The sequence below is a fragment of the Streptomyces sp. NPDC030222 genome, from assembly GCF_055573115.1.
Window position 1 is genome coordinate 19,954 of sequence record NZ_JBVICA010000021.1, and the last position, 24,530, is coordinate 44,483.

General features: G+C 70.1%; 16 protein-coding genes, 1 tRNA gene and 2 pseudogenes. 4 read left to right on the top strand and 15 right to left on the bottom strand.

What is annotated here, in order from left to right; genetic code table 11:
* Positions 1-149: 149 nt before the first annotated feature.
* Positions 150-614 (bottom strand): GatB/YqeY domain-containing protein, encoded by a 465-nt coding sequence (locus tag ACZ4Z5_RS26195; RefSeq protein ID WP_468266842.1) that lies wholly within the window; start codon positions 612-614, stop codon positions 150-152.
* 77 nt (positions 615-691) lie between these two features.
* On the opposite strand from ACZ4Z5_RS26195, the gene ACZ4Z5_RS26200 reads away from it, so the two are divergent.
* Together ACZ4Z5_RS26200 and ACZ4Z5_RS26205 are read left to right on the top strand one after the other, a co-directional pair.
* The gene (locus ACZ4Z5_RS26200) at positions 692-1,618 is read left to right on the top strand and encodes a metallophosphoesterase (protein WP_468266844.1); all 927 of its coding nucleotides are present in this window, start codon (positions 692-694) and stop codon (positions 1,616-1,618) included.
* Between the two features lie 88 nt (positions 1,619-1,706).
* Positions 1,707-1,780 (top strand) — tRNA-Pro (locus ACZ4Z5_RS26205).
* 203 nt (positions 1,781-1,983) lie between these two features.
* Here ACZ4Z5_RS26205 and ACZ4Z5_RS26210 read toward each other — a convergent pair.
* The 10 genes and pseudogenes from ACZ4Z5_RS26210 to qcrB form a co-directional block, all read right to left on the bottom strand.
* Positions 1,984-2,523 (bottom strand): hypothetical protein, encoded by a 540-nt coding sequence (locus ACZ4Z5_RS26210; protein ID WP_468267030.1) that lies wholly within the window; start codon positions 2,521-2,523, stop codon positions 1,984-1,986.
* A 244-nt stretch (positions 2,524-2,767) separates the two neighbouring features.
* Positions 2,768-3,338: pseudogene (locus ACZ4Z5_RS26215) on the bottom strand (LacI family transcriptional regulator); the annotation flags it as partial.
* Positions 3,339-3,575: 237 nt separating this feature from the next.
* Positions 3,576-3,854 (bottom strand): annotated as a pseudogene (locus tag ACZ4Z5_RS26220) (alanine:cation symporter family protein); the annotation flags it as partial.
* A gap of 8 nt (positions 3,855-3,862) precedes the next feature.
* Complete coding sequence (locus tag ACZ4Z5_RS26225) at positions 3,863-8,731, bottom strand: DNA repair ATPase (protein WP_468266846.1); 4,869 nt, start codon at positions 8,729-8,731, stop codon at positions 3,863-3,865.
* Positions 8,732-8,822: 91 nt separating this feature from the next.
* Complete coding sequence (locus ACZ4Z5_RS26230) at positions 8,823-10,817, bottom strand: flotillin family protein (protein ID WP_468266848.1); 1,995 nt, start codon at positions 10,815-10,817, stop codon at positions 8,823-8,825.
* A 105-nt stretch (positions 10,818-10,922) separates the two neighbouring features.
* A complete protein-coding gene (locus ACZ4Z5_RS26235) occupies positions 10,923-11,399 on the bottom strand; it encodes a hypothetical protein (RefSeq protein ID WP_468266850.1) in 477 nt (158 codons plus the stop codon).
* A 251-nt stretch (positions 11,400-11,650) separates the two neighbouring features.
* Positions 11,651-12,757: an SPFH domain-containing protein gene (locus ACZ4Z5_RS26240; protein WP_468267017.1), complete on the bottom strand. Its 1,107-nt coding sequence runs from the start codon at positions 12,755-12,757 to the stop codon at positions 11,651-11,653.
* Between the two features lie 29 nt (positions 12,758-12,786).
* The gene (locus tag ACZ4Z5_RS26245) at positions 12,787-13,224 is read right to left on the bottom strand and encodes an NfeD family protein (protein ID WP_468266852.1); all 438 of its coding nucleotides are present in this window, start codon (positions 13,222-13,224) and stop codon (positions 12,787-12,789) included.
* A 483-nt stretch (positions 13,225-13,707) separates the two neighbouring features.
* A complete protein-coding gene (locus tag ACZ4Z5_RS26250; RefSeq protein ID WP_468266854.1) occupies positions 13,708-14,136 on the bottom strand; it encodes a PPOX class F420-dependent oxidoreductase in 429 nt (142 codons plus the stop codon).
* A 41-nt stretch (positions 14,137-14,177) separates the two neighbouring features.
* Complete coding sequence (gene qcrB, locus ACZ4Z5_RS26255) at positions 14,178-15,788, bottom strand: cytochrome bc1 complex cytochrome b subunit (RefSeq protein WP_468266856.1); 1,611 nt, start codon at positions 15,786-15,788, stop codon at positions 14,178-14,180.
* 654 nt (positions 15,789-16,442) lie between these two features.
* On the opposite strand from qcrB, the gene ACZ4Z5_RS26260 reads away from it, so the two are divergent.
* Positions 16,443-18,281, top strand: a complete 1,839-nt coding sequence (locus ACZ4Z5_RS26260; RefSeq protein WP_468266858.1) for a S9 family peptidase — start codon at positions 16,443-16,445, stop codon at positions 18,279-18,281.
* Between the two features lie 219 nt (positions 18,282-18,500).
* Positions 18,501-19,376 (top strand): SURF1 family protein, encoded by an 876-nt coding sequence (locus tag ACZ4Z5_RS26265; RefSeq protein WP_468266860.1) that lies wholly within the window; start codon positions 18,501-18,503, stop codon positions 19,374-19,376.
* Positions 19,377-19,418: 42 nt separating this feature from the next.
* Here the strand turns inward: ACZ4Z5_RS26265 and ACZ4Z5_RS26270 are convergent, their stop codons facing one another.
* The 4 genes from ACZ4Z5_RS26270 to ACZ4Z5_RS26285 form a co-directional block, all read right to left on the bottom strand.
* Positions 19,419-20,615, bottom strand: coding sequence for a hypothetical protein (locus tag ACZ4Z5_RS26270; protein WP_468266862.1), 1,197 nt, complete (start codon positions 20,613-20,615; stop codon positions 19,419-19,421).
* A gap of 545 nt (positions 20,616-21,160) precedes the next feature.
* The gene (locus tag ACZ4Z5_RS26275; RefSeq protein WP_468267018.1) at positions 21,161-21,745 is read right to left on the bottom strand and encodes a SigE family RNA polymerase sigma factor; all 585 of its coding nucleotides are present in this window, start codon (positions 21,743-21,745) and stop codon (positions 21,161-21,163) included.
* A gap of 414 nt (positions 21,746-22,159) precedes the next feature.
* Entirely contained in the window at positions 22,160-23,218 is a 1,059-nt protein-coding gene (locus ACZ4Z5_RS26280) for an aspartate-semialdehyde dehydrogenase (protein ID WP_468266864.1), read from the bottom strand.
* A complete protein-coding gene (locus ACZ4Z5_RS26285; protein WP_468266866.1) occupies positions 23,215-24,486 on the bottom strand; it encodes an aspartate kinase in 1,272 nt (423 codons plus the stop codon). The genes ACZ4Z5_RS26280 and ACZ4Z5_RS26285 overlap by 4 nt, the downstream gene beginning before the upstream one ends.
* Between the last annotated feature and the right edge of the window lie 44 nt (positions 24,487-24,530).

The following is a 24,530-nucleotide window of genomic DNA, read 5'->3' on the forward strand; positions in this document are numbered from 1 at the left end:
CCCCCGCGGGGCTCCGAGGTCGGGGGAACCTGCCGCGCGGCAGTCCCCCAAGGGTCGGCCGCGCCGCAGCCCCGGCCGGTGCGCTGTAACCCGCCCGGTCCGCCGCAGCCCGACCGGCGTAGGGACCATGCGGGCCGGACCGGCCCGCCTCAGCCCGCCAGCAGCTTCCTCACCGCGGCGGCCACCCGGCCGCCCTCGGCGCGGCCCGCCACCTTCGGGTTCACGATCTTCATGACGGCGCCCATCGCCCGCGGGCCCTCGGCACCGGCGGCCCTCGCCTCCTCGACCGCCTCCGCCACGAGCCCGTCCAGCTCCTCGTCCGTCAGCTGCTTCGGCAGGTACGCGTCGAGGATCTCGCCCTCGGCCCGCTCACGGTCGGCCTGCTCGGGGCGACCGCCCTGCTCGAAGGCGTCGGCGGCCTCACGGCGCTTCTTCGCCTCCTTGGCGATCACCTTCTGTACCTCGTCGTCGGAGAGCTCGCGCGCGGTCTTGCCCGCGACCTCCTCCTTGGTGATGGCGGCGAGGGTCAGCCGCAGCGTCGAGGAGCGCAGCTCGTCGCGCCCCTTGATCGCCCCGGTGAGGTCTTCCTGCAGCTTGGACTTGAGCGTGGTCATGGGGCCCAGTGTGTCAGGTGGGTCCACGCCGGTGCCCGCGGATTTCCTGCCGGTAGCGGGTCTGACACGATAAGCACATGCGCGCACGCTACGGAGTACCCCTGGGAATCACTGCGGCCGTCGCGGGCGGCCTCGTGTACGCCGCCGGCTTCGAGGCCCGGTCGTTCCGGCTCCGGCGGGTGACCGTCCCGGTCCTCCCGGCCGGGGTGCGTCCGCTGCGCGTTCTCCAGGTGTCCGACATCCACATGGTCCGAGGCCAGCACAAGAAGCGGCGCTGGCTCCAGGAGCTGGCAGGACTACGGCCCGACTTCGTGGTCAACACCGGCGACAACCTCTCCGACACGGAGGGCGTGCCCGAGCTCCTCGACGCGCTCGGCCCCCTGATGGGATTCCCCGGCGTGTACGTCTTCGGCTCCAACGACTACTACGGTCCGAAACTGCGCAACCCCGCCCGCTACCTGCTGGAGAAAGTCCAGGGCCGGCACGGCCTCAACGGCAACGCTCCGGCGGTGGGCGTCGTCCACAACCCGTGGGAGGACATCCGCGACGCGTTCGACACGGTCGGCTGGGTCGGGCTCAACAACGCCCGCGGCCGGCTCAAGCTCGACGGCCTGGAGATCGCGTTCACCGGACTCGACGACCCGCACATCAAGCGTGACCGCTACTCCCGCGTCGCCGGCGGCCCCGAGCCGGACGCCGACTTCTCGATCGGCGTCGTCCACGCCCCCTACCTGCGCTCCCTCGACGCATTCACCGCCGACGGCTACCCCTTGATCCTCGCGGGTCACACCCACGGCGGCCAGCTCTGCATCCCCTTCTACGGCGCGCTCGTCACCAACTGCGACATCGACACCGACCGTGCCAAGGGCCTCTCCACCCACCGCAACGCCGGCCTGCAGTCCTACCTCCACGTCTCCGCAGGCTGCGGCACCAACCGCTACACCCCGGTCCGCTTCGCCTGCCCTCCCGAAGCCACCCTGCTGACCCTCGTCCCCCGCGACTGACCCACCGCGCCCACCCGCCGAAACCGGATTTCGTCTCCGGCCGCGCGTGGGCTAAAGTAAACGACGTCGCCGCGAGAGCGAACGACATCGGGGTGTAGCGCAGCTTGGCAGCGCGCTTCGTTCGGGACGAAGAGGTCGTGGGTTCAAATCCCGCCACCCCGACAGTGAAGTACCAGGTCAGGGGCCTGATCCGCAGCGCGGGTCGGGCCCCTGAGTGGTTCCGGGGGCCGTTTTGGGAGCCGTTTGGGAGCCAACGTCGAAACCCGGCTCCCCTGGTCGCTCCCCTTCCTCCCCACCATGGCAGCGCCTGGCATGTCACGGAGACCCGTTGATGCGTTCTACCGCGACAGCGGACTCAGGCAGGCTTACGTCCCGGCGTCGTTGTCCGACGGGTCCTGCCGCTTCAGTCGCTTCAACACGCGCGATGTCGCGGGCACGGCAGTCTCAGACCACCAGCGTCGCGCGTGCGGAGCCGCGATCTGCGCAGCCTTCGCCCCGACCAGCAGCGCAGCAGCGATCGCAACCATTCGCAGATCGACACGCGTACCGGTGTTACCGGGTGCACCCCGGTCAGTGGCACCGACCGGCTCGGCTTCGGCGACGGTCACGTCGTCGTCAGGGAACGCCTCGGCGGGCTCGGGCGAAGTCGGTGCATTGGCCATGTCGTTCAGCAGAGCCGCGAGAGTCTCATCGCTCCATGTCGTTGTGGTCCACTGGCGGTAGTAGTGCAGGGACCTGACGTTGCCCCTGTAATGATCCTCTTGGGTGCCGTACTTCTTTCCCTTGTCGGTTAGGGAGTACGCGCCTGGCTCGCCTGTCAGGTAGCCATACCTGTGCAGCAGCACGTTCATCTCCCGCCCGGTTTTGCCGATCTCCCGGCCGAGCACAGTTGCCGATCCACCCACCGCTCCCGCACCTCCCCGCTCGGCCGGGCGCAGACAGGCTCCCGGCATCCCCAAGGCAGGGAAAACTACCCGGTGCCACGGCCTTGTGCAGGGCAATTGCGACATTCGTCAGGCACGGCTCACGCACGACGGTGGGTGCAGCTGGTCGCGCGCCGGTCTTCTGAGATCCGGTAACGCGATCACGATCCGTGGGGCAGGAGTTGCAAGGCAGTGTCCTGGTACAGGACGTACAAGATGCCCTGCGCAGGGCCGCGCGCTCGGCGGTCAGCAGGATGCCGAGCGCGTCGGTGACCACCTTCTCCGGACCACGGTCTCGGGAGCGGCCGGCGCGCTTGCCCCGCCCGCGCCGCCGAGCAGCCGGGTTGGACGTGATGAGGCCCTCGTCGATCGCGTCCTCGAAGACCAGGTGGAGCGTCGAGCGCCAGGTCTTGACGCTGGAGGCCGCATAGAGGGCCTTCTCCTTCTTCTCCCACAGGTCGACGTCCGTGCGCAGGATGCCGGCGAGCGCCTTGTCCTCGGACTCGGGAGGAAGTGCTCCTCGATATGGCGCTTGTAGTTCTGCATGGTGGAGGCGGCCAGGCCCTGAGCCTCGTACCAGCGGTTAGCGTCTCGCCGAAGGTCTCCAGGCCGAGGGCCGGGTCGCGCCAGTCGCCGCGACGGTACTTGTTCTCGGCCTCAGCCGCCGCCCGTCGGGCCTGGCCATTGGTGGCGAATCGGATCGCCTTGCCGTTCTCGTCGACGACCGTGTGGTGCTTGCCGGGCACCACCTTGTACCGGCCGCGCCAGTAGTTTCCGCGCTTCTCCGCGAAACCCAAGTCCCGCTGTCCGCCTCTTCCTTGTCCTCGTCTACGGCAGATTCGATCGGGTCACGCGACAGTTCCGTACTGCTGCAGTCGACGCGGCGGACGGGCCCGCAGGCGGGTCGCCGGAGCAACGACAGGACGGCGAGGTTGCGCGGAGCCGGTCTGCGTACCGGGCACGGAGAACGGCTCGGTCGCCCTTGCGGCTGCCTGCTCAGGCTGGGCCGGCCGCTCCTCGTCGAGGCTGTGGAAGAGCTCGCTGACGCGGCTGCGGCCGAACAGGTGCGACCACGCCTTCATGCAGTCCCAGGTCAGCACCATGGAGATGGCGAACAGTATGACCGCGAGGGTCAGGATGTACGGGAACCAGGGCAGCACCGTCGCGAAGGCGTCGGAGGTGATCGTCACGCCGCCGATGGACTCACCCTTGCGCGCCTCGCCCCGGCTGGCCGGGTCGGCGATGACGATGGTCAGCGCGGTCATGGTGCAGATGACGACCGTGTCGACGAACGGCTCCAGCAGGGCGACGAGGACCCCATTCAGCCTCCTGTGTCAGTCCCACGAGGCTCGGGAGCAGGCACGTCAGCGCAACGTGCAGCATGCCGACCCGCCGGGCGGGCGAGGAGGTGGCGCGGGTCCGTCGCGCGGGTGATCGCAGCCTCGACGGCCGTGATGCGGTCCGCGAGCAGGCCGAGGACGGCGACCGCCCGGGTCAGGGGGTCGTCTGCGGGACCGCCGAGTGCCTGGGTGCGCGTGTAGGCGGCGGTGATCTCCGACCAGCGGACGGCCTGCGAGGCGGTGAGCGTGCCCCGCAGCGACGCGAGCTTGAGGCGGTTGGCCTCGGCTTCGGTGGTGAGGGTCTGGGCCTCGGCGGTGTAGTGGTCGTCGATCACGGCGGCGAGTTCCGTGTCGTTCATGGCGGGCGAGATGCGAGCGACGATCTTGTTCATGTTCCGGTACGAGCCCTGGAGCCGGAAGGGCGGCTCCGTGCGGGCGTCGTCGGCCTGGGCGGCGGAGGCGATGTAGGCCGCGTTGACCGCGAGGACGGTCTCGCGGGCGGTCAGCAGGTGGCGCAGGACGGCGAGGACGCGGTCCAGTTCGGCGGGGGCGTAGGGGTGGGTGAGCCGGTCCCGGCGCGCGGTCGGGTCGTCCGCCGCGAGCCGTACGAGGAGCTCCAGGTCCGCACGCTCCCGGCCGGCGAGCGGGGCGAGGACCGGGTGGGATGTGAGGGCGTTCTCGACGAAGCTCAGCGCGAAGGCGTCCTCCTTGCCGGTGAGCACGTCGCCGAGGTTCCACACGTCGGCCCGGTTGGCGAGCATGTCCGGGACACGGAACCGCTGTCCGGACTCGGTGTAGGGGTTGCCGGCCATGCAGACGGCAAAGCGCTTGCCGCGCAGGTCGTGGCCGCCCAGAGTCCGGGTGGTGTCGCAGAGGGGGATGAACTTCTGCAGGAACTCCGGCGAGCAGTGCTGGATGTCGTCCACGTACAGCAGGACGTTGTTGCCCGCTGTCAGGGCGAAAGCGATCTTCTCCAGTTGCCGACGCGCGGCGGCGTCGGGCGCTTCGGCGGGGTCGAGCGAGGTCGTGTCCTGGCCGAGGGCGGGACCGTCGACCTTGACCAGGAGCAGGCCGAGGCGTTCGGCGACGTACTCGATCAGTGTGGTCTTGCCGTAGCCGGGCGGGGAGAGGAGCAGGAGCAGGCCGTGGGAGTCGGTCCGCTTGGCGTCTCCTGCCGCGCCGAGCTGCTTGGCGAGGTTGTCGCCGATCAGGGGGAGGTAGACCTCGTCGACGAGGCGGTTGCGGACGAAGGACGACATGACGCGCGGACGGTGCTCGTCCACGCGCAGTCGTGCGCGCTCGGCCGTGACGAGCTCCGTCCGGTGCTGCTGATAGGCACGGAAGGCGGGCACGTCCAGTTCTGCGAAGGCCCGCGTCCTGGCCAGGTACTCGTCAAGGCGCAGTTCCAGCCCGCGTCCTTCCACACGCGGGTGGCTGCCGAGCAGCCCGGTGACCGTCGTCGTGGTCGGGGCGCTCACCTCGTAGCGGTCGAGCTGCGGTGCCAGCTCCACGGCGACGGCTTCGGCCAGGATCCCCTCGTCGAGCCGCTCACCGGAGGCCGATGCGTACGAGGTGATCCATGCCTCGACGAGCTGGCGTCGCGCGCCCGGATCGGTGAGAGCGGCGAGGGTCTCGCCGTACGTGGAGGTGCCGACGGCGTGGCGGAATTTGTCCAGCAGTGTGTGCGCCTGGTCGGAGACGGCGAAGCCCGGCGGACCGGAGGCCAGTTCCGCGATCAGGTACTCAGCGGCGGTCTCGTCGCCGATCTCCTCGGCCAGCTCCCGACGGAGTCCGTCCAGGGCCGGTGCCGAGCCGAAGAGATCACGGACCTGCATCAGCGATACCGCGCGCCGGGTCCACTGGTCGCGCGCCTCAGGGGTGGCGGAATGGGCCCAGAACGCCTGGGCGGCCGCGCGCGCCTTCGCCGGGTGACTGAGAAGTCCGGCGCCTTCGTGCAGCCTGAGCAGCGCCTCCAGGATCGCCGCCGCGTCATGGTCGTGGACGCCGCGCTCGTACCCCTCGTCGTAGGCGGTCTCGGCAGCCCGCCGTGCGAGTTCGACGACGTCCGCGCCGGCCAGGCCGTCCGCGCCGTGTTCGGCCAGCAGGCGGGCTGCCAGGTGCTCGGCTCGGTAGACCTCCGGCGACTCGGACGGCAGTGTCCGGTTCCAGTACGGCCGGGTCGCGGCGAAGTCCGGATCGGTGACGGGGGCGCGGTAGTCGGTTCCGGTCAGCGCGAAGGCGAGGGTGTCCTCGTACGGTACGAGGGTGAGTTCCGGGGCCTGCCGGTTGACAGCGAAGTGGTGCCGGCCGAGCCGGATCGTGTCGCCGCCGTCGGAGAACAGATCGGTACGGTCCCGCAGCGCGCGCCCGGCCTCCTGTCGGGCGGCTCCGAGGCGGCCGTCCAGCTCCTCCGCCCGTACCTGGTCGCCGAGCTCCCGCAGTTCCGCCGCAATGCGCCGGACCTTGGCGACCATCGGGTCGGAGGCGAAGTACGTGTGCACCTCGTCGAGGTCGCCCAGGGTGGAGGCGCGCCGGGCGACCGCCTCGAGCACCCGGCCGGCAGACTCGGCGAGACGCTCCGCGCGCCGGGCGCGGGTGTCCTGGAGGGACTGCTTGCGCGCCGTGAAGGCGTCGTAGATCTCGGTGCGCTTGTCGCCGATGTCGGCCAGGAAACCGTCGTGCTCGGCGAAGCGGGACTCCAGGTTCTCCAGTTGGAGCAGCAGTCGGCCGAGCTGGTCGTCGCAGCGCTCCGGGGTGTCCGCCGCCGCCAGAGCGCCGGTGACGGCCTGGCCGAGGAGGGCGAGCTCGGCGGCGAACTCCGCCCGGCCCTCCTGGTCGAGGAGCTCGGCGCGCCGGGAAGCGAGGACGGCACGGGCACGGTTGAGGGAGCCGAGGACGTCGGCGATCCGCTCCAGGATCGACGTGCGTACGGTCGCGTCGCCGATGTCGAGGCCGGCAACGATCTCGCTGAGCGTCCGGAGACCGAGGGTGTGCTCGTCGAGCCGGTCGCCGACGGAGCCCGCCTCGGCGACGGTGGTCAGCTCCCCGGCCTCCATGGCGAGCCTTTCGGCTTCCGTGTGGTGGCCGGTGAAGGCGTCCTCGCGCTGAAGGAACGCCACGGCCCGCTGCGCGGCCGAGGCGATGTCGGCCTCGACATCCCGGGCCAGGGTGTCGATCCCCTCCGTGTCGGCGTACCGCATCTCCTTCAGGGTGACCAGGTGCCCTTGTGCCTGGCGGAGTTCGGTGATGCGCGCGATCCACTCCTCGGCCGTGGCGGGAGCCTCGCCCCGGATGCGCCGGACCAGCCGGGAGATCCGCTGGGCGGACTCGGCCAGCGCCTCGGCGGCCTGCCGGGTGAGTGTCGTCACGGTCTCGAACTCGTCGAGGACCTGCGCGGCGGTGCCCCGCAGCTCGGCCAGCGGGCCGTGCAGGTCGCCGGTCTCCGGGTCGCGCAGCCAGTGGTGGAGGTCGGCCGCGCGTTCGCAGGCGGCGACCAGCGACTCGTACACCGCACCGGCATGCGTCGGTGCGGTGGCCTGTCGGGCGATGGCGAGGCAGTCGGAGATGCCCCGGACGAGGTCCGCGTTGCCGATGCGGGCCAGAGGTCCGTCGCCCGGCCGCGTCACGTGGGTCTCCGCCACGTACGGGGTCTGCCAGATCTGCACCGGGTGCACGCGACCGGGATCCCCGTCCTGGGCCCGCAGCACGACCATCGTTCCGTCGTCGAGCAGCCCGTATCCGCGGCACGAGACCGGGGTGGCAATCTCCTTGCGGATCAGGTTGTACGGGAGGAGAAGGCTTCGGCCGGCCCCCTGGGCGTGGAAGACGAAGAGGATGTCCTCGCCGTTGGGAGAACGGATCGCCCGCTCGAACGTCAGCTCCGCCGAGTCCATGCCAAAGGTCTTCACCGTGCCGGAGGCGAGGCAGTAGCCGCCGGGGAAGACGATGCCCTCGTCCTCGGGCAGCCGCAGGCACGCCTGTCCGATGCCGTCGAGGCGGACCACGGTCCCGGTCAACGTGTTGAAGACGAGGTGCCGTCGGATCTCCTCCTTGTACGGGCGGACGCGCACCAGGATCAGCGCGCCCACTGCCGCGTACGCGACCTCCGCGTCGGCCAGGGACTGGAGGGGCTCGTCGACGGGCTCGCTGTGGACGCCCTCGTCGGTCTCGGCGTCGTTCTCCGTCTTCACCGTCAACGCCCCGCCGACCGTGGAGACGAAGAGGCGGCCGTCGAGCGAGATGTGCGGGTGCCGGCCCAGTACGTGGTCCTCGCGGGTCGTCTCCACCCAGTCGATGTCGTGGGAGGGCGGGAAGACGTGGTCGCGCTCGCCCTGGGCGTCGAGAAAACGCATTTCGCCCGACGGTCCGACGGACCAGCGCAGGACGCGGAGGTCGTCGGCCTGCTCCCCCGTCCGGAAGACCGCGAGGAGACGGCCTTCCAGGCGGCGCAGCCGCAGCAGGCGCGTGCCGCGGAAGTAGCGATGCAGGCCGGTGAACTCCCGTACGAAGTCCGGGTCGTCGAGGAGACCGGGCACGGCGCCCTCGGGCAGCGGGTTCAGTTCCCGGTCGTACAGCGTGAAGACATCGGAAACCGAGGTCTCGGCATTCCCCGCGGACGTCGAGTGGCGGCCGAGGAGCAGGACGTCTTCGCCGACAGCGGCGAGGTCCCGGGCCAGGCCGCTGCGCTCCGCGCGGATGCGTTCGGTACCCGTGAGTGCCAGTGCGCCCGAACCGAACTCCGCTATCCGGGCCTGGTTGAGAGTCTCGGCGCGCCGGGCCAGCTCGCCTGCCTGCGCGACGAGGCGGTCGCGCAGCACCGCGTACGTGTCCTGGTCGATTCCCGCGCTCATCCCGTTCCGCTCCCTTGTTCCGTGATCGTTGCGGGGCCGGTGCCGTCGACCCCCGTGCGTCGGCACCGGCCCCGCGGTGACCGCTGGGCGGTCAGCTCTTGACGGCGCCGTTCAGAACGCCGGTGTCGGTGCCCGCGTCGAGGACACCCGACTTCATGACCTTCGCCAGCAGCGCCGACACGCTCAGGTTCTGCACGTCGGCGCTGGACAGAGAGCCGAGCACCTTGGTCAGGTCCTCCGTGAAGGAGCCGTCTCCGTTCAGCCAGGGACCGGCGAGGGTCTGCGCGGTCTGGCTGTGCTCCATGAAGCCGTCGACGGACTTGCCGAGCGCGATCGACTGCACGAGGCGGTCGAAGAAGACCGACTCCCCGCCGACGATGTTGATGTCGGCGTTCTCCAGGCCGGTGGCGAGCACGGTGGCCTGCGCCTCTGCGACCTGCCGCTGGACGTCGAGCCCTGCCAGGCGGATGTCCTTCTCGGCCTCCAGACGCAGCCGGTACTCCTCGTGGGTACGGGACGCCTCGTCGAACGCGGCCACGGCGATCGCCTTCTGGTTGAGTCCTTCGGCCTCGGCCTTCAGCTTCTCGCCGATGGCAGTGGCCTCGGCGAGCGCCTTGGCCCGTACCCCTTCGGCTTCGGCGCGCAGTCGTGCCTCGGTGGCCTCGGCCTCGGCGCGACCGGCCTTCTCGATCACGTCGGCCTCCTTCTCCCGTACCTGGACCGCCGCAAGGCCCTCCGCGGCGGCTTCGGCCTGGATGCCCTCGGCGAGGCGGATCTTGGCGCGGGCGTCCATGTCGGCGGCCTTGTTGCGGGCCTCGGCAAGGGTCAGTTCCTCGGCGGCGCGGTGCACGGCGGCCTGCTCGGCGGCCTCGGCGGCCTTGATGTCCTTGACCAGTTTCTCCTGCGCCTGAGCCTCCGCAGCGATGACGAGGGCCTGCCGCTCGCGCTCGGCCTCCTCGACAGCGCGGAGCCGCTTGATGGACTCCTCCTGCTCGGCGACCGTGCGGTCCACGGCCACCCGCTCCCGGATGACCTCGGCGATCTCGCGGCGCTCGGCCTCGACCTCCTTGTCGGCGGAGATGCGGGTCAGTTCGGTCTCCCGGTCCCGGGCGATGACTTCGAGCAGCCGGTCCTTCTCGATCCGCTCGTTCTCGATCGCGATGACGCGCTCGCGGTTCTTCTGCGCGACGGCGACCTCGCGAGCCTGGTTCTCGCGCTGGATCCCGAGCTGCTCCTCCGTCTTGAGGAATGCGCTCTGCGCGCGCAGCCGCTCCTCCTCCACCACCCGGGCGGTCTCGGCCTCCTCACGGGCCCGTACGGTGTCGATCTCGCGCCTCTGCTTGATCTCGGCATCGGCCTGGCGCCGCTCCAGCTCGAGGATGGCCTCGCGGGCATCGACGTTCTGCCGGGTGATCTCCTTCTGCTCGTGCTGGCGGAACTCGTTCGTGCGGACGTTCTCGACGGCCGTCAGTTCGGTGATCTTCCGGATGCCCTGGGCGTCGAGGATGTTGCCGGGGTCGAGCTGGGAGAGCGGGGTCTGCTCCAGGTAGTCGATGGCCGCGTCCTCCAGGCTGTAGCCGTTGAGGTCGATGCCGATGAGCTCAATGATCTTGAAGCGCAGCTCCTCGCGCTTGGTGTAGAGGTCGGTGAAGTCCATCTGCTTGCCGACCGTCTTCAGCGCCTCGGAGAACTTGGCGTTGAACAGCTCCTGCAGCGTCTCCTTGTCGCTGGCGCGAGCGGTTCCGATGGCCTGCGCGACCTTGATGACGTCCTCGACCGTCTTGTTGACGCGGACGAAGAACGAGATGCGGATGTCGGCGCGGATGTTGTCCCGGCAGATCAGCCCGTCCCGGCCGGTCCGGCTGATCTCGATCGTCTTCACCGAGATGTCCATGAGCTCGGCCTTGTGCAAAACCGGCAGCACGACCTGTCCGGTGAAGGTGACGTCGACCTTCCGCATCTTGGAGACGATGAGCGCCTTACCCTGTTCCACCTTCCGGAACAGCCGACTGACCACGAACAGCAGAGCGACGAACAGCAGGACAGCGGCGACGGACACGCCGATGCCCACAGTGGTGGCATCCATGAAAAACCCCGTGTCGATGGAAGAGATGGGGAGCCGCCGGCTCAAGCAGCGGCGTCAAGGGCGTTGAGGGGGCGGGCGCCACATCGGCGGCGCGCCGTGGACGAGCTACCGGCCTCGGCCTGCGGGCACGGCGGCGCGACGCTGCCCGCGGGCAGCGGATCGGTCCCGTTCGGGCGGACCTGACAGACCTGTGACGTCCGACGGGGACCACCCGGGATCGTCGGGGAACAGCCGCGCCAACGGCCCGACGAGCCGTCGCGTCCCCAGCCAGGAGAGGAGCGGGGTCACCAGCAGCAGGGCTGTGGAGAGCAGGGGCAAAGGGAAGCCGGGCAGGACGACACGTCCCAGGGGCACCACCGTGCCGCCCACGCTCACCAGCCAGCCGGCCACGACGAACAAGGACGCCGCCACGGAGACCGTCACCCCGTCGAGACGCAGGGCCTCGGTGTCGACGTCGGAGTCGAAGCCGTCGCGTTCCGCCACACCGTACAGAACCAGCAGCCAGAAGCCCGCGACGAGGATCAGGGCGGCAGTGAACAGCACCGCCGGGAAGCCGACGACGGCGTTCAGGAACTCCCCCATCGTTCCCCCTTGATGTCTCGAAGTTTCCGGTTCCAGGCAGCGGTTCGACGCCGGCGGCCTCCCGCGAGACCATCCTGGCGCAGCAGGAGCCGTGTCGGCATTGCCGTGAACCGGCAGTCTTTTACGTCTTCTTGATGCCGGAGACGCCCCCCGAGGAGCGACGTGCCACTCTTGGTCCGCGCGCATCAGGAACTCGTCAAAGGCGCTCTCGTGGCGCAGACGCCGGGGCGTTGCGTCGACGCTCTCAGCGCTCAATCGCCGGACGCCTGCCCCCGGCCCGGCACCTGGGTCCTCGCGGCCTCGGCCTCCGCCTTCGCGCCGCTCACTACGGCGGCGGCCTGCTTCGCGACCTCATCGGCAGCCGCGGCAGCGTCGAGCGAAAGCGACGAGCCTGCCTCGAGCTCCGGTGCCCCGCCCTCGTCCGCCGCGCCGTCGGCAGCGGTAGTGGTTTCTTCCTCTTGCTGTGCGGATCCGGGAAGACCCATCGTCGAGTGATCGCCGAAGGCTTGGGTGACGGCGCGAACTGCCTCGGTCAGCTCCCCCGGGATCACCCAGAACGTGTTGTTGTCGCTCTTCGCGAGATGCGGGAGCGTCTCAAGGTACTTGTAGGCCAGGACCTTCGGGTCGGCATTGTTGCGATGAACGGCCTGGAACACACGCTCCACCGCCTTCGCCTCGCCGTCCGCCCGCAGGATCATGGCCTGCTGCGTGCCCTGCGCTTCCAGGATGTCCTTCTGCTTCGTGCCCTCCGCAGTGAGAATCTTGGCCTGCCGCTCCCCTTCGGCGTGCAGGATGGCCGCTCGCTTGTCACGCTCGGCCCGCATCTGCTTCTCCATCGCCTCCTTGATGGTGGCCGGGGGATCGATGGCCTTGATCTCGACGCGATTGACCCGGATGCCCCACTTGCCGGTGGCATCGTCGAGGACGGTGCGGAGCCGGGCGTTGATCTCCTCACGTGAGGTGAGCGTCTCCTCCAGGTCCATGGAGCCGATGACATTCCGCAGCGTGGTCACGGTGAGTTGATCGATCGCCTGCAGGTAGTCGGCGACCTCGTAGGCCGCCGCCCGCGGGTCGGTGATCTGGTAGTAGAGCACCGTGTCGATGTTCACCACGAGGTTGTCCTCGGTGATCACCGGCTTGGGGTCGGACGAATACACCTGCTCGCGCACGTCGAGTTTGGCGTTGACACGGTCCGCCACCGGCACGACGAAGTTCAGGCCGGGTTGCAGCGTCCGCCGGTACCGGCCGAACCGCTCGATGTTGTAGCGGCGCGCCTGCGGGACGATCCTCACCGTGGCGGCCACGAGGAACGCGACAACGAGCGCCGCCACGAGAATCGGGATGACAACCGGATCCACCATGCCTCCCTTGGGACGTGTTCAGCCGTTCACGGAAGGAGTTCGCGGGGGTAGACAACAGCCGTCGCGCCGTCGATCTCCATCACGTCCACCAGCGCTCCCACAGGGATCACCAGGCTTTCGTCGAGAGCGCGAGCGGACCACTCCTCACCGGAGATCTTGATCAGGCCGCGGGTCGCGGTGACCTCCTGCATGACCTCGGCCCGCTTGCCGATCAGCGCATCGCTGCCCTCACGCGTGAGGGGTGCGCTCGCCATCTGCCGCAACGCGACAGGACGGACGAGGAGGAGACCCGCCGCCGCTGCCACTCCGAACGCCACAAGCTGGCCGAGGAGGCCGATGCCCACGCCGGCGACTACAGCTGCGACCAGGGCAGCGCCCGCCAACAACCCGAAGACGAGCGTCAGGGTGAAAAACTCCGCGACACCAAGCGCCGCGGCGGCGAGCAGCCATACGAACCACGGCATCGAACCAGCCTCCCTCAGGGAGACACCTATCCACCACCTACCCACCTGGCCCCCGGACAGAACGGAGTCGTTCCGCCCGGCCCGCGGTCTGCTGGAGAGGCGACGCCTCCGCGACTGCACTCCGCCGTGCGCGGTCGGACCTCGGCACGCGGCGATGTACGCCACCGCGGCCCGCTCGGTCAGCTCCTGGCCGCCGTCGAAGTCGGCGGAACGGATCGTACGGACGTCCAGCCGGCGGCCGAAGGCGAAGGAGTACGCGCGACCGCCGAAGCCCCACATCGGGCCGACCGCGCACCGGCGGTTCGCCGAGTGGAGCCGGGCCCGGGTCCGGGGAGGGTCCAGCGCCTGATCGTGGACCGCACGGTGCAGTCCCCTCCCCAGGAGACCCCCGGTACTTGAACGCGTTCGAGAGCCTCTGCTGAAGCGTTCTAGGTGCTTGCGGGCGGCCCGCTGGATCCGAATGGCGCGCACCGCTCGGGACGGCTAGTTGAGGCTGTACGTCCCGGTGGGGCGCCATGCCGGGCCGAGCAGGAGGTGGCGGGCTCCGGCGGGGGTGATGCGGATGCCGACGGTGCCGTCGAGGCCGTGGCGCCAGCGGCTGAGGGCGAGTGAGAAGAAGGCGGAGGCACCGTACTTGTTGATCACGCGGATGCGGTACTCGGCGGTGGTCTCGGGTCCGCACAGCCGGGCCCTGGCACGCAGGGCGGTCGTGGTGTCGGCGTCGGGGGCGATGAGGAGGGTGTGGCAGTGGCGTACCCATTCGGCGGGGGGCGAGTCGGAGGGGACGCAGATGCCGATGGCGGGGTCGTCCGGGACGACCCAGGAAGGGGTGCGGACGGGGGCGCCGTCCTGGGTGTAGGTGATGACCCAGAGGCGTCGGACGGAGGCGAGTTCGTCGCTTCGGTACGGCACGGTTCTGTCTCCCTGCCTCCGCCCGGCGCCCCTGGGCCGGCTCAGTGGTGGCCGTGGCGGCTCGCGCTCTCCCGGTATTCCTCGGCCGTCGGCTTGACGATCTGGCTTTCCTCACCGAAGTAGCCCTTGGTCAGCATGACGAGCAGCTTCTCCGAGCGGGGAACCTTGCGTTCGACGCCGTTCTCGTCGACCGTCGGGGGCGGTTCCATCGGCTCGTACTGGTCGTGTGCGGTGAGGGTGTAGAGCTTGGCCCGCGAGAGCGGTTCGTGGATCTCGACGAACTCGCCGTGCGGGAGACGCTTGATGACACCCGTCTCGCGGCCGTGCAGCACCTTGTCCCGGTCGCGGCGCTGGAGGCCGAGGCAGACCCGCTTGGTGATGACGAACGTCAGGACCGGGCCGACGAAGAAGAAGATCCGGACGAACCAGGTGATGGCGTTGATCGACAGATGGAAGTGGGTGGCGAAGATGTCGTTGCCGCCGCCGATGAGCATGACGCCGTAGGCGCAGACGAACGAGGCGCCGAACGCCGTGCGGGTGGGTGCGTTGCGCGGCCGGTCGGCGATGTGGTGCTCGCGCCGGTCCCGGGTGATGAGCGGCTCGATGAAGGGGTAGAAACCGATCGCGCCGAGCATCAGCGGGAAGATCACCAGCGGGATGAAGACGCCGAGGACCAGCGTGTGTCCCCAGAGGTTGATCTCCCAACCGGGCATGACCCGGATGAGTCCTTCGGCGAAGCCCATGTACCAGTCGGGCTGGGCGCCGGTGGACACCTGGTCGGGTCGGTACGGTCCGAGCACCCAGATCGGGTTGATGGAGGCGATGCCGGCGAGCACCGCCACGAAGCCGAAGACGAGGAAGAAGAAGCCTCCGGCCTTGGCCATGTAGATCGGCAGCAGCGGCATGCCGACGACGTTGTCGTTGTTCCGGCCGGGCCCCACGAACTGGGTGTGCTTGTGGTACACGACCAGGATCAGATGGGCGACGATGAGCCCCAGCATGATGCCGGGCAGCAGCAATACGTGGATCGAGTAGAACCGCGCCACGAAGTCCGTTCCGGGGAATTCCCCGCCGAAAAGGTAGAAGGACAGGTACGTGCCGACGATCGGCACGGAAAGGATGGCGCCCTCCATGAAGCGGACGCCGGTGCCGGAGAGCAGGTCGTCCGGGAGCGAGTAACCGGTGAAGCCGACGAACATGCCGAGGATGAACAGCAGGAAGCCGAACATCCAGTTGATTTCCCGCGGCTTACGGAACGCCCCGGTGAAGAACACGCGCATCATATGGACGAACATGCCGGCCAGGAAGATGACGGCGCCCCAGTGATGGATCTGCCGGATGAGCAGTCCGCCGCGGACGTCGAAGCTGATATCGAGCGTCGACGCGAACGCCTCGGACATCAGCACGCCCTGCAGGGGCACGTACGCGCCGTGGTACTCGACCTCGTTCATGCTCGGATGGAAGAACAGGGTCAGGTACACGCCCGTCAGGATGATGATGATGAACGTGTACAGGACGATCTCGCCCAGCATGAAGGACCAGTGGTCCGGAAAGATCTTGCGCATGTTGGCCTTGGCCAGGCTGTAGATGCCGAGCCGGCCGTCCGCCCAGTCGGCCAGCCGCTCACCGGCGGGCGCCTTCTGCCGAGCCATTGCACTCCTGTCCACGCGATCACAGTTCGTACGAAATCGAAGAACGGCCTTTCCCTGCCGTTCCCCTGCCCGGGCAATCAATTATCGGATTGCCGCGCTATCGGACTGGCATCCGTGGTCCGAAATTCCCCGGCCACGGTAGACGACGACGAACATGCCGGCACCTTGGATGCACCCGGATGCAGCATCACATGTGCGCCACCACAATAAACGGCCGACAACCGGCGAAACGGGCCATTCCTCTGTGTGTCGTGGCGGTACGTCAGAAGCTTTCACCGGAACTCCCCGGAGGAACGGCGGGGAGGAACGGCGGGGAAATTCACCCGTTCAGAGCCGGGGCTTGGACCGGATCCCGCCGCGGGAATGAATGAACCGACGGTCCGGCGGGCGGCGACGGCATCGCCCGATCGAGGCCTGCCGCGGACGGCCGCGGAGGCGGAGGCGGAGGCGGAGCCGGGTCAGGGCGGGGCGGCGGCAGGGGATGAGCGGCAACGGCGGAAGCAGGGACAGGGTCCGAGACAGGGGCAGGGGCAGGGGCTGAAGCGACGACGGGAGTGGGAGCGACAAGCCAAACGGAAGAGGTAATTCCGCTCGACCGCGAGGTTTTCCACAGGCCGGGAATGGCTGTGTGCTGCACGGCGCAGAATGGTGGACATGACTGACACCAGCGGAACCACGCCGAAGTGGGAGCAGCGGTTCAGGGCGCCCCGGGTCGGGCTGCCCGACTGGGCGGAGGACGCCCCTGACCGCTCACTCTTCGTCTCCAATGCCACCGGGACGTACGAGCTGTATGCGTGGGACCGGACATCGGGTGTGCAGCGCCAGGCGACCGACCGGGCGAACGGCACCACGGACGGGGTGCTGACGCCGGACGGCGCATGGATCTGGTGGTTCGCGGACAAGGACGGCGACGAGTTCGGTGTGTGGATGCGCCAGCCGTTCGGCGGGGGCGCCGACGAGCCCGCCGTTCCGGGACTGGAGCCCTCGTATCCGGCCGGGCTGGCACTGGGCCGGGACGGCACGGCCGTGATCGGCCGGTCCACCGACGAGGACGGCTCGACGGTCCATGTGGTGCGGCCGGGGCAGGCGCCGGTGGAGATCTACCGGCACCGCGAGTCGGCGGGCGTCGGTGACCTTTCCTACGAAGGGACGCTGGTCGCGATCGAGCACACCGAGCACGGTGACGCCATGCACTCGGCGCTGCGGGTCCTGCACGCCGACTCCGGGGCCACGGTCTCCGAGCTGGACGACTCCAAGGGCGGCCGCAAGGAGCTCGGCCTCGAGGTGCTCGGCTTCGCGCCGGTGGCGGGCGACTCCCGGCTGCTGGTCGGCCACCAGCGGCGCGGGCGCTGGGAGCCGATGGTGTGGGACGTGCTGTCCGGCGACGAGACGGACCTCGCCCTGGACCTGCCCGGGGACGTGACCGCCGAGTGGTACCCGGACGGGTCGGCGCTGCTGATCGTGCACAGCTTCGAGGCGCGCAGCGAGCTGTGGCGGTACGAACTGGCGTCGGGCTCACTGGAGCGGATCGAGACACCGCCCGGATCGGTGTCGGGGGCGACGGCCCGCCCGGACGGGACGGTGGAGTACCTGTGGTCGTCCGCCGCGCAGCCCCCGGAGGTGCGGTCCACGGCGGGCGGCGTGGTCCTCGACCCGCCGGGCGCGAAGGCACCCGGATCGGTGCCGGTGAAGGACGTGTGGGTGGAGGGCCCGGGCGGCAGGGTCCACGCGCTGGTGCAGCGGCCGGAGGGCGAGGGGCCGTTCCCGACCGTCTTCGACATCCACGGCGGTCCCACGTGGCACGACAGCGACGCGTTCGCCGCCGGGCCGGCCGCATGGATCGACCACGGCTTCGCGGTGGTGCGCGTCAACTACCGGGGTTCGACGGGCTACGGACGCGAGTGGACCGACGCGCTGAAGCACCGGGTCGGTCTGATCGAGCTGGAGGACGTCGCCGCGGTCCGGGAGTGGGCCGTGGCCTCCGGCCTGGCGGACCCGACGAGGCTGGTGCTGGCCGGTGCCTCGTGGGGCGGCTACCTCACGCTGCTCGGCCTCGGCACCCAACCGGGCACGTGGTCGCTGGGCCTCGCGGGCGTGCCCGTCGGTGACTACGTGACGGCCTACCACGACGAGACGGAGCAGCTGAAGGCCCTCGACCGTACGCTCCTCGGCGGCACGCCCGAGGAGGTCCCGGAGCGCTGGGCCGCCTCCTCCCCGCTGACCTATGTGGACGCGGTACGGGTGCCGGTCCACATCTCCGCCGGCGTGAACGACCCCCGCTGCCCGATCCGCCAGGTGGACAACTACGTGAACCGCCTCGCCGCTCGGGGCGCGGTCCACGAGGTCTACCGCTATGACGCGGGCCATGGATCACTTGTCGTGGAGGAACGCATCCGGCAGATACGCCTCGAGCTCGACTTCGTGGCGAGACACCTGACCGGGGCGTCGCACACGGCCGTGCCGGTTGCGTCGGGTGCGGGGGGTGACGTCTGACGCGGGACCGGGTGAGGGCCGGGCTACGGGTGACGGCCAGGCGGTCAGGTGCTCGTGACCGCAACCGGTGACCATGGATCCACGGCCGGGCCCGGTGGTCGCCATGGGCTCAGGGCCGGGCCGCCGCGGGCCACCACGGGGGCGGCCCCGACGCCCGGGCCAGCCGTTCACGCCGGGCCCGGGGGCGGGCCGCGGCGCGGGGGACCGTACCGTGGAGGCGTGTACCGGTTCCTGTTGACGCCCCGCTGGATGGGGATCCATCTCTTCGTGGCCCTGGCCATCCCCTTCTGCGTGTTCATGGGGACCTGGCAGCTCGGGCGGTTCGAGGACCGTGTGGACGCGCACCGGGCGGCCGAGAAGCTGCCCGAGCAGGCGAGCCGTAAGCCCGCGCCCCTCGCGGAGCTGCTGCCGGTGGACAAGGAGACCTCGGGGCGTCCGGCCACGGCGACCGGGCGGTACGCGGAGCAGTTCCTGGTGCCGGACCGGCAGCTGGACGGCAAGCGCGGCTACTACGTGCTGGGCCTGCTGAAGACCGGGGACGGGCAGGCGCTGCCGGTCGTGCGCGGCTGGCTTCCCGGAGCCGCCGGCGCGAAGGGGGCGAAGGTGCCCCCCGTGCCGTCCGGCGAGGTGACGGTGACCGGTGCGTTGCAGGCCTCGGAGACGGCCGGCACCGACGGGGTCCGCACGGGCGGCGGTCTGCCCGAAGGCCAGCTCGGCATCATCAGCGCGGCCTCGCTGGTGAACCTCGTGCCGTACGACGTGTACGACGCGTGGGTGACGCTGGCCGTGGGCGACGCGGGCATGCGGGCGGTGCCCGCGAAGGCGCCGCAGGGCACCGGGCTGGACCTGAAGTCGTTCCAGAACCTCGGCTACACGCTCGAATGGTTCGCGTTCGCCGCGTTCGTGCTGTTCATGTGGGCTCGGTTCGTACGGCGGGAGGCCGAGGCAGCCCGCGATGTGGCGCTCGGGCTCGTGCCCGCACAGGCCGATGCGAAGGCCGAAACAGAGGTCGAGGCCGACGGAGGCTCGGACGCGGAACCCGACACCGCACAGGCTGTGGCGCGGCCCTCGGCCCGGGAACAGGCCCAGGGTTGAACAGGCCGTGCCCGGACTCGGGCCGGGACCCGGCCATGCCGCCTACGACGCCTTGATCGCTCCGGTGTAGTAGATCGTCCCCGCGCACGCGTCGGTGACGGTCGTCACCGCGCTCGGCGACCCCGGTTCCGCGGTGTGGGTGACCTGGACGCTTCCGTCCTGGGTCTGGCCCCCCTCCTTGGCGGCGAGCTGTGGTTCGGTGTTCGCCGGTGCGGTGTTCTCGCCCGCACTGTTGGTACCGGTTCCGGTGCCGGAGGCGCCGTCGGGGGTCGGGCTGGGTTCGGGCGAGGCGCCCGTGGTCGGGCAGGTCTCGGAGGGCACCCAGGCGAACTTCACCTCATACGCCGTGCCGGGTTCCAGGACGAGGCCGGTGGTCTCCTCGGACGGGTCGGGAAGCCCGGTCGCCGGGTCTCCCTGGGTGTGCTCCACCGCGGAGATCCGTGCCGGGTCGGCCGCACCGCCCGCCTGGAACGACACCGTGCCACGGCCTCCGACGACGCAGTCCGCGCCGGAGACGTTGGAGACGCGGAACGCGCCGTACACCGCGCCGTCGGCCCCCGGGGTGCCGGCCTGGGCGGTCGCGCGGAGCTGCGCGGAATCGCAGAGGGCGGGCCCGGCGGGGAACGCCCCGGAGGGCTCGGTCGTGCGACCGCTCACGGCTCCGGGGCTCGCGCCCGCAGTCGGCGTGGCGCTGGCCGAAGGGCTCGCGCTCGGGCCGGTGGGGTGCGGGGAGCCGCTGGCGCGTCCGACTGTCGGACCGCCCGCCTGAATACTCGGCTGCTCGCCTGCGCCGCCCTGTGCCTCTGCGCCGTGTCCGGCGATGGACGGCCGGTCGGTCACGCCGCCGGTCTTGGTGACGTGGACGAGCGCGGGGACGGCGGTGCCGACGAGCAGGGCCGCTGCGACCATCCCGACGGCGGCCTGCCGGCGGCGGGCGCGTCGCGCGGGAACGGCCGTCCGAAGGTGTTCGAGCGCGCTGTCGGACGGGGCCAGGCCCTTGACGGCCCCCTGCATCAGCCGGCGCAGGACGAGTTCGTCCAGCTCGAACGCGTCGCTCGCGTCGGCCTCGACGGCGGCATCCCCTGCGTCGGCCGCCGTGTTCGCCCTGCCCGCCACGCCCGCACCTTCCTCGTGGGCGGCATACGGGGCGTGGACGGCGGTGGCGCCCGGTCGCCGCAGCTCGGCGATGATGTCGACGAGGTCCGTGGTGGGAGCGATGGTGGTCGAGGGTGCAGGCACGTCGGCGGCTGCAGGCGTATCGACGGTCCCGGCAGCCTCGTCAGTCCAGGCGGTCCCGGCAGCCTTGTCAGTCCCGGCGGGCTCGTCAGTCCCGGTGACCGCATCGTCCGCACCTGTCACGGCACCCGCACCAGAGGCGGCGTCCGTGGAGTCCCCAGTGTCCGTGGAATCCTCGGCGACGGCCGCGTCGGAGCCCTCCGCCCCACACCGCTGAGCCCCCGCATCCGCAGACGCCCAGCCCGCATACGCAGCACCAGCAGAGCCGGCGCCCACCGGGTCACCAGTCACCGACGCACCGGTCACCGACGCGTCTCCCGTCGACGTCTCCGCCTCCGCGCCAGCGGCGACGTCCGCACCAGCTGAGACACCCGGACCACCAGCGGCAGCACCGGCACCCAAACCACCGGCACCACCGCCAGCACCACCAGCCGCAGCAGCACCGCCATCCGACCCGGGCGCGTGACCGCCATCGTCACCGCTCCGGATCTCCCGGCCGGGCTGCTCCCCCACCTCGTGCTCGCACTCGCGCTCGGGGCCGTGCTCGTTCATTCCGCCGCCCCCATGGCGACGCGCAGCGCCGCGATACCGCGTGAGCCGTATGCCTTCACCGAGCCCAGCGAGATGCCGAGCGTGTCGGCGACCTGGACTTCGGTCATGTCGGCGAAGTACCGGAGCACCAGCACCTCGCGCTGGCGCCGCTGCAGACCGCGCATGGCCTTGATGAGTGCGTCGCGCTCCAGCTGGTCGTAGGCGCCTTCCTCGGCGCTCGCCATGTCGGGCATGGGCTTGGAGAGCAGCTTGAGCCCGAGGATGCGGCGGCGCAGCGCGGAGCGGGAGAGGTTGACGACGGTCTGGCGGAGGTAGGCAAGGGTCTTCTCGGGGTCGCGGACGCGGTTGCGTGCCGAGTGGACCCGGATGAACGCCTCCTGCACCACGTCCTCGCAGGACGCGGTGTCGTCGAGGAGCAGTGCGGCCAGGCCGAGGAGGGAACGGTAGTGGGCGCGGTACGTTTCGGTGAGGTGGTCGACGGTGGTGCCCGCGGCCATCGTGTCGTCAGCGCCGTCGTGTTGTGAGCGCTGGGGCGGGATACGAGTGGGACGCGTCGCGGGCATGGGCGCGATCACCGGCATGCCGCCGGCCGCGCGGGACCGCCGGAACGGGAGAACGACCGCTCCCCCTGCCGGGCCCGCCGAAATGTCGAGTACCTCTGCCACGCCAGTTGGACACGCTTCCCCCCGTCAGGGTTGTACGCGTAACGCACCGCTTTTGACGGTGCACCAAAAGCCCTCATGCGTACCAGTTCTCCCCCAATGCCCCTTTTTCCGTGGCAGCCTGAAATGGAGTGACAGCAAAGACGCCCCGTCCAAGGCAGCCGGTTGCAGGACCACCGTGGCTGAATCGTGTTACACCGAGCTGTCGCTGATCAAGCGGTCCAGACCAGCGTCTTGCCCACACGGTGTTCACAGATCCTACAAACGCCCGCGGCGCACGGATCCGCCGGGCATGGATACGCCGTTGCCTCCCCCGGGGCGGACGGCAACTCCTCAGGACGAAAGGAACTCGGCCGCGACGAGCTCCGCGATCTGCGCCGTGTTGAGCGCGGCCCCCTTGCGCAAGTTGTCGCCGCAGGCGAAGAGTTCCAGCGTCCTGCGATCGTCCGGGGACCGCCGGACCCGGCCGACCCAGGTCGGGTCGGTGCCCACCACGTCCGCGGGCGTGGGGAAGTCGCCGGCCGCGGGGTGGTCGAAGAGCACCACACCGGGGGCGGTCGCCAGGATCTCGTGCGCCCGCGCGACGGTGACCTCGCGCTCGAAGCGGGCGTGCACGGCGACCGAGTGCGTCGTGATCACCGGGACCCGCACGCAGGTCGCGGTCACCCGCAGCTTGGGCAGGCCGAGGATCTTGCGCGTCTCGGCACGGACCTTCAGCTCCTCAGAGGACCAGCCGTCCTCGGCGGGCGAGCCCACCCACGGCACCACGTTGAGGGCCAGCGGCGCCGGGAACGGCCCGGGGCCGTCGCCGAGGGCCCGGCGTACGTCGCCGGGTGCGGTCCCCAGTTCGGTGCCGGCGACCAGCGACAGCTGCTCGCGCAGGGTCTCCACGCCGGCCCGGCCCGCGCCGCTCGCGGCCTGGTACGAGGAGACGACCAGCTCGTCGAGTCCGAACTCGGCGTGCAGGGCGCCGACCGCGACGATCAGCGTCATCGTGGTGCAGTTCGGGCTGGCGACGATGCCGCGCGGCCGGATGCGCAGGGCGTGCGGATTGACCTCGGGGACGACCAGCGGCACGTCGGGGTCGTTCCGGAAGGCGGCGGAACTGTCCACCACCACGGCGCCCTTGGCGGCCGCGACGGGTGCCCACTGCGCGGAGACCTCGTCGGGGACGTCGAACATCGCGATGTCGACGCCGTCGAAGACCTCTTCGGTGAGCGCCAGCACCTCGGTCTCCTCGCCGCGCACGGTCAGCTTGCGGCCGGCCGAGCGCGGTGAGGAGACCAGACGGATCTCGCCCCAGACGTCCGCGTGCTGGGACAGGATCTGGAGCATCACTCCACCGACCGCTCCGGTCGCCCCGACGACCGCGAGCGTCGGCTTGCGGGTCATCGCCCGGTGCCTCCGTAGACGACGGCCTCGTCGCTGTCGCTGTCCAGGCCGAAGGCGGTGTGGACGGCGCGCACGGCCTCGTTGACGTCGTCGGCGCGGGTCACGACCGAGATGCGGATCTCGGAGGTCGAGATCAGCTCGATGTTGACGCCGGCGTCGGACAGCGCCTCGAAGAAGGAGGCGGTGACACCGGGGTTGGTCTTCATACCGGCGCCGACGAGCGAGATCTTGCCGATCTGGTCGTCGTAGCGCAGTGATTCGAAGCCGATCCCGGCCTTGGCCTTCTCCAGGGCGTCGATGGCCTTGCGGCCCTCGGTCTTGGGGAGGGTGAAGGAGATGTCGGTCAGCCCGGTCGACGCGGCGGAGACGTTCTGGACGACCATGTCGATGTTGATCTCGGCGTCCGCGATGGCCCGGAAGATCGCCGCGGCCTCGCCCGGCTTGTCCGGCACCCCGACGACCGTGATCTTCGCTTCGGAGACGTCGTGGGCGACTCCGGAGATGATGGCGTGCTCCACCTGCTGGTCTCCCTGCGGCTCGTTGCTGACCCAGGTCCCGCGCAGTCCGGAGAAGGACGAACGGACATGGATCGGGATGTTGTATCGGCGTGCGTACTCGACGCACCGGTGCAGCAGCACCTTGGAGCCGGACGCGGCCAGCTCCAGCATGTCCTCGAAGGAGATCCAGTCGATCTTCCGGGCCTTCTTCACGACCCGGGGGTCGGCGGTGAACACGCCGTCCACGTCGGTGTAGATCTCGCAGACCTCGGCGTCCAGTGCCGCGGCGAGGGCGACGGCGGTGGTGTCGGAGCCTCCGCGACCGAGCGTGGTGATGTCCTTCTTGTCCTGGGACACACCCTGGAAGCCCGCGACGATGGCGATGTTGCCCTCGTCGAGGGCGGTGCGGATCCGGCCCGGCGTGACATCGATGATGCGCGCTTTGTTGTGGACCGAGTCGGTGATGACACCTGCCTGGCTGCCGGTGAACGACTGGGCCTCGTGACCCAGGTTTTTGATCGCCATGGCCAGCAGGGCCATGGAGATCCGCTCTCCGGCGGTCAGCAGCATGTCGAACTCACGCCCGGCAGGAATCGGGGAAACCTGCTCGGCGAGATCGATCAGCTCGTCCGTCGTGTCGCCCATCGCGGATACCACGACGACCACCTGGTGGCCGTTCTTCTTGGCATCGACGATCCGCTTGGCGACGCGCTTGATGCCTTCGGCATCGGCTACGGAGGAGCCTCCGTACTTCTGCACGACAAGGCCCACGTGCGCTCCTCGCTCAGTCCGTCTCCTTCCGGGCCCGGCCCGGA

Excerpts from the sequence above, each read along its gene's own strand:
- ACZ4Z5_RS26195 (WP_468266842.1), bottom strand. The coding sequence starts at position 614 with ATGACCACGCTCAAGTCCAAGCTGCAGGAAGACCTCACCGGGGCGATC.
- ACZ4Z5_RS26200 (WP_468266844.1), top strand. The coding sequence starts at position 692 with ATGCGCGCACGCTACGGAGTACCCCTGGGAATCACTGCGGCCGTCGCG.
- ACZ4Z5_RS26225 (WP_468266846.1), bottom strand. The coding sequence starts at position 8,731 with ATGAGCGCGGGAATCGACCAGGACACGTACGCGGTGCTGCGCGACCGC.
- ACZ4Z5_RS26230 (WP_468266848.1), bottom strand. The coding sequence starts at position 10,817 with ATGGATGCCACCACTGTGGGCATCGGCGTGTCCGTCGCCGCTGTCCTG.
- ACZ4Z5_RS26235 (WP_468266850.1), bottom strand. The coding sequence starts at position 11,399 with ATGGGGGAGTTCCTGAACGCCGTCGTCGGCTTCCCGGCGGTGCTGTTC.
- ACZ4Z5_RS26245 (WP_468266852.1), bottom strand. The coding sequence starts at position 13,224 with ATGCCGTGGTTCGTATGGCTGCTCGCCGCCGCGGCGCTTGGTGTCGCG.
- qcrB (WP_468266856.1), bottom strand. The coding sequence starts at position 15,788 with ATGGCTCGGCAGAAGGCGCCCGCCGGTGAGCGGCTGGCCGACTGGGCG.
- ACZ4Z5_RS26260 (WP_468266858.1), top strand. The coding sequence starts at position 16,443 with ATGACTGACACCAGCGGAACCACGCCGAAGTGGGAGCAGCGGTTCAGG.
- ACZ4Z5_RS26275 (WP_468267018.1), bottom strand. The coding sequence starts at position 21,745 with ATGCCGGTGATCGCGCCCATGCCCGCGACGCGTCCCACTCGTATCCCG.
- ACZ4Z5_RS26280 (WP_468266864.1), bottom strand. The coding sequence starts at position 23,218 with ATGACCCGCAAGCCGACGCTCGCGGTCGTCGGGGCGACCGGAGCGGTC.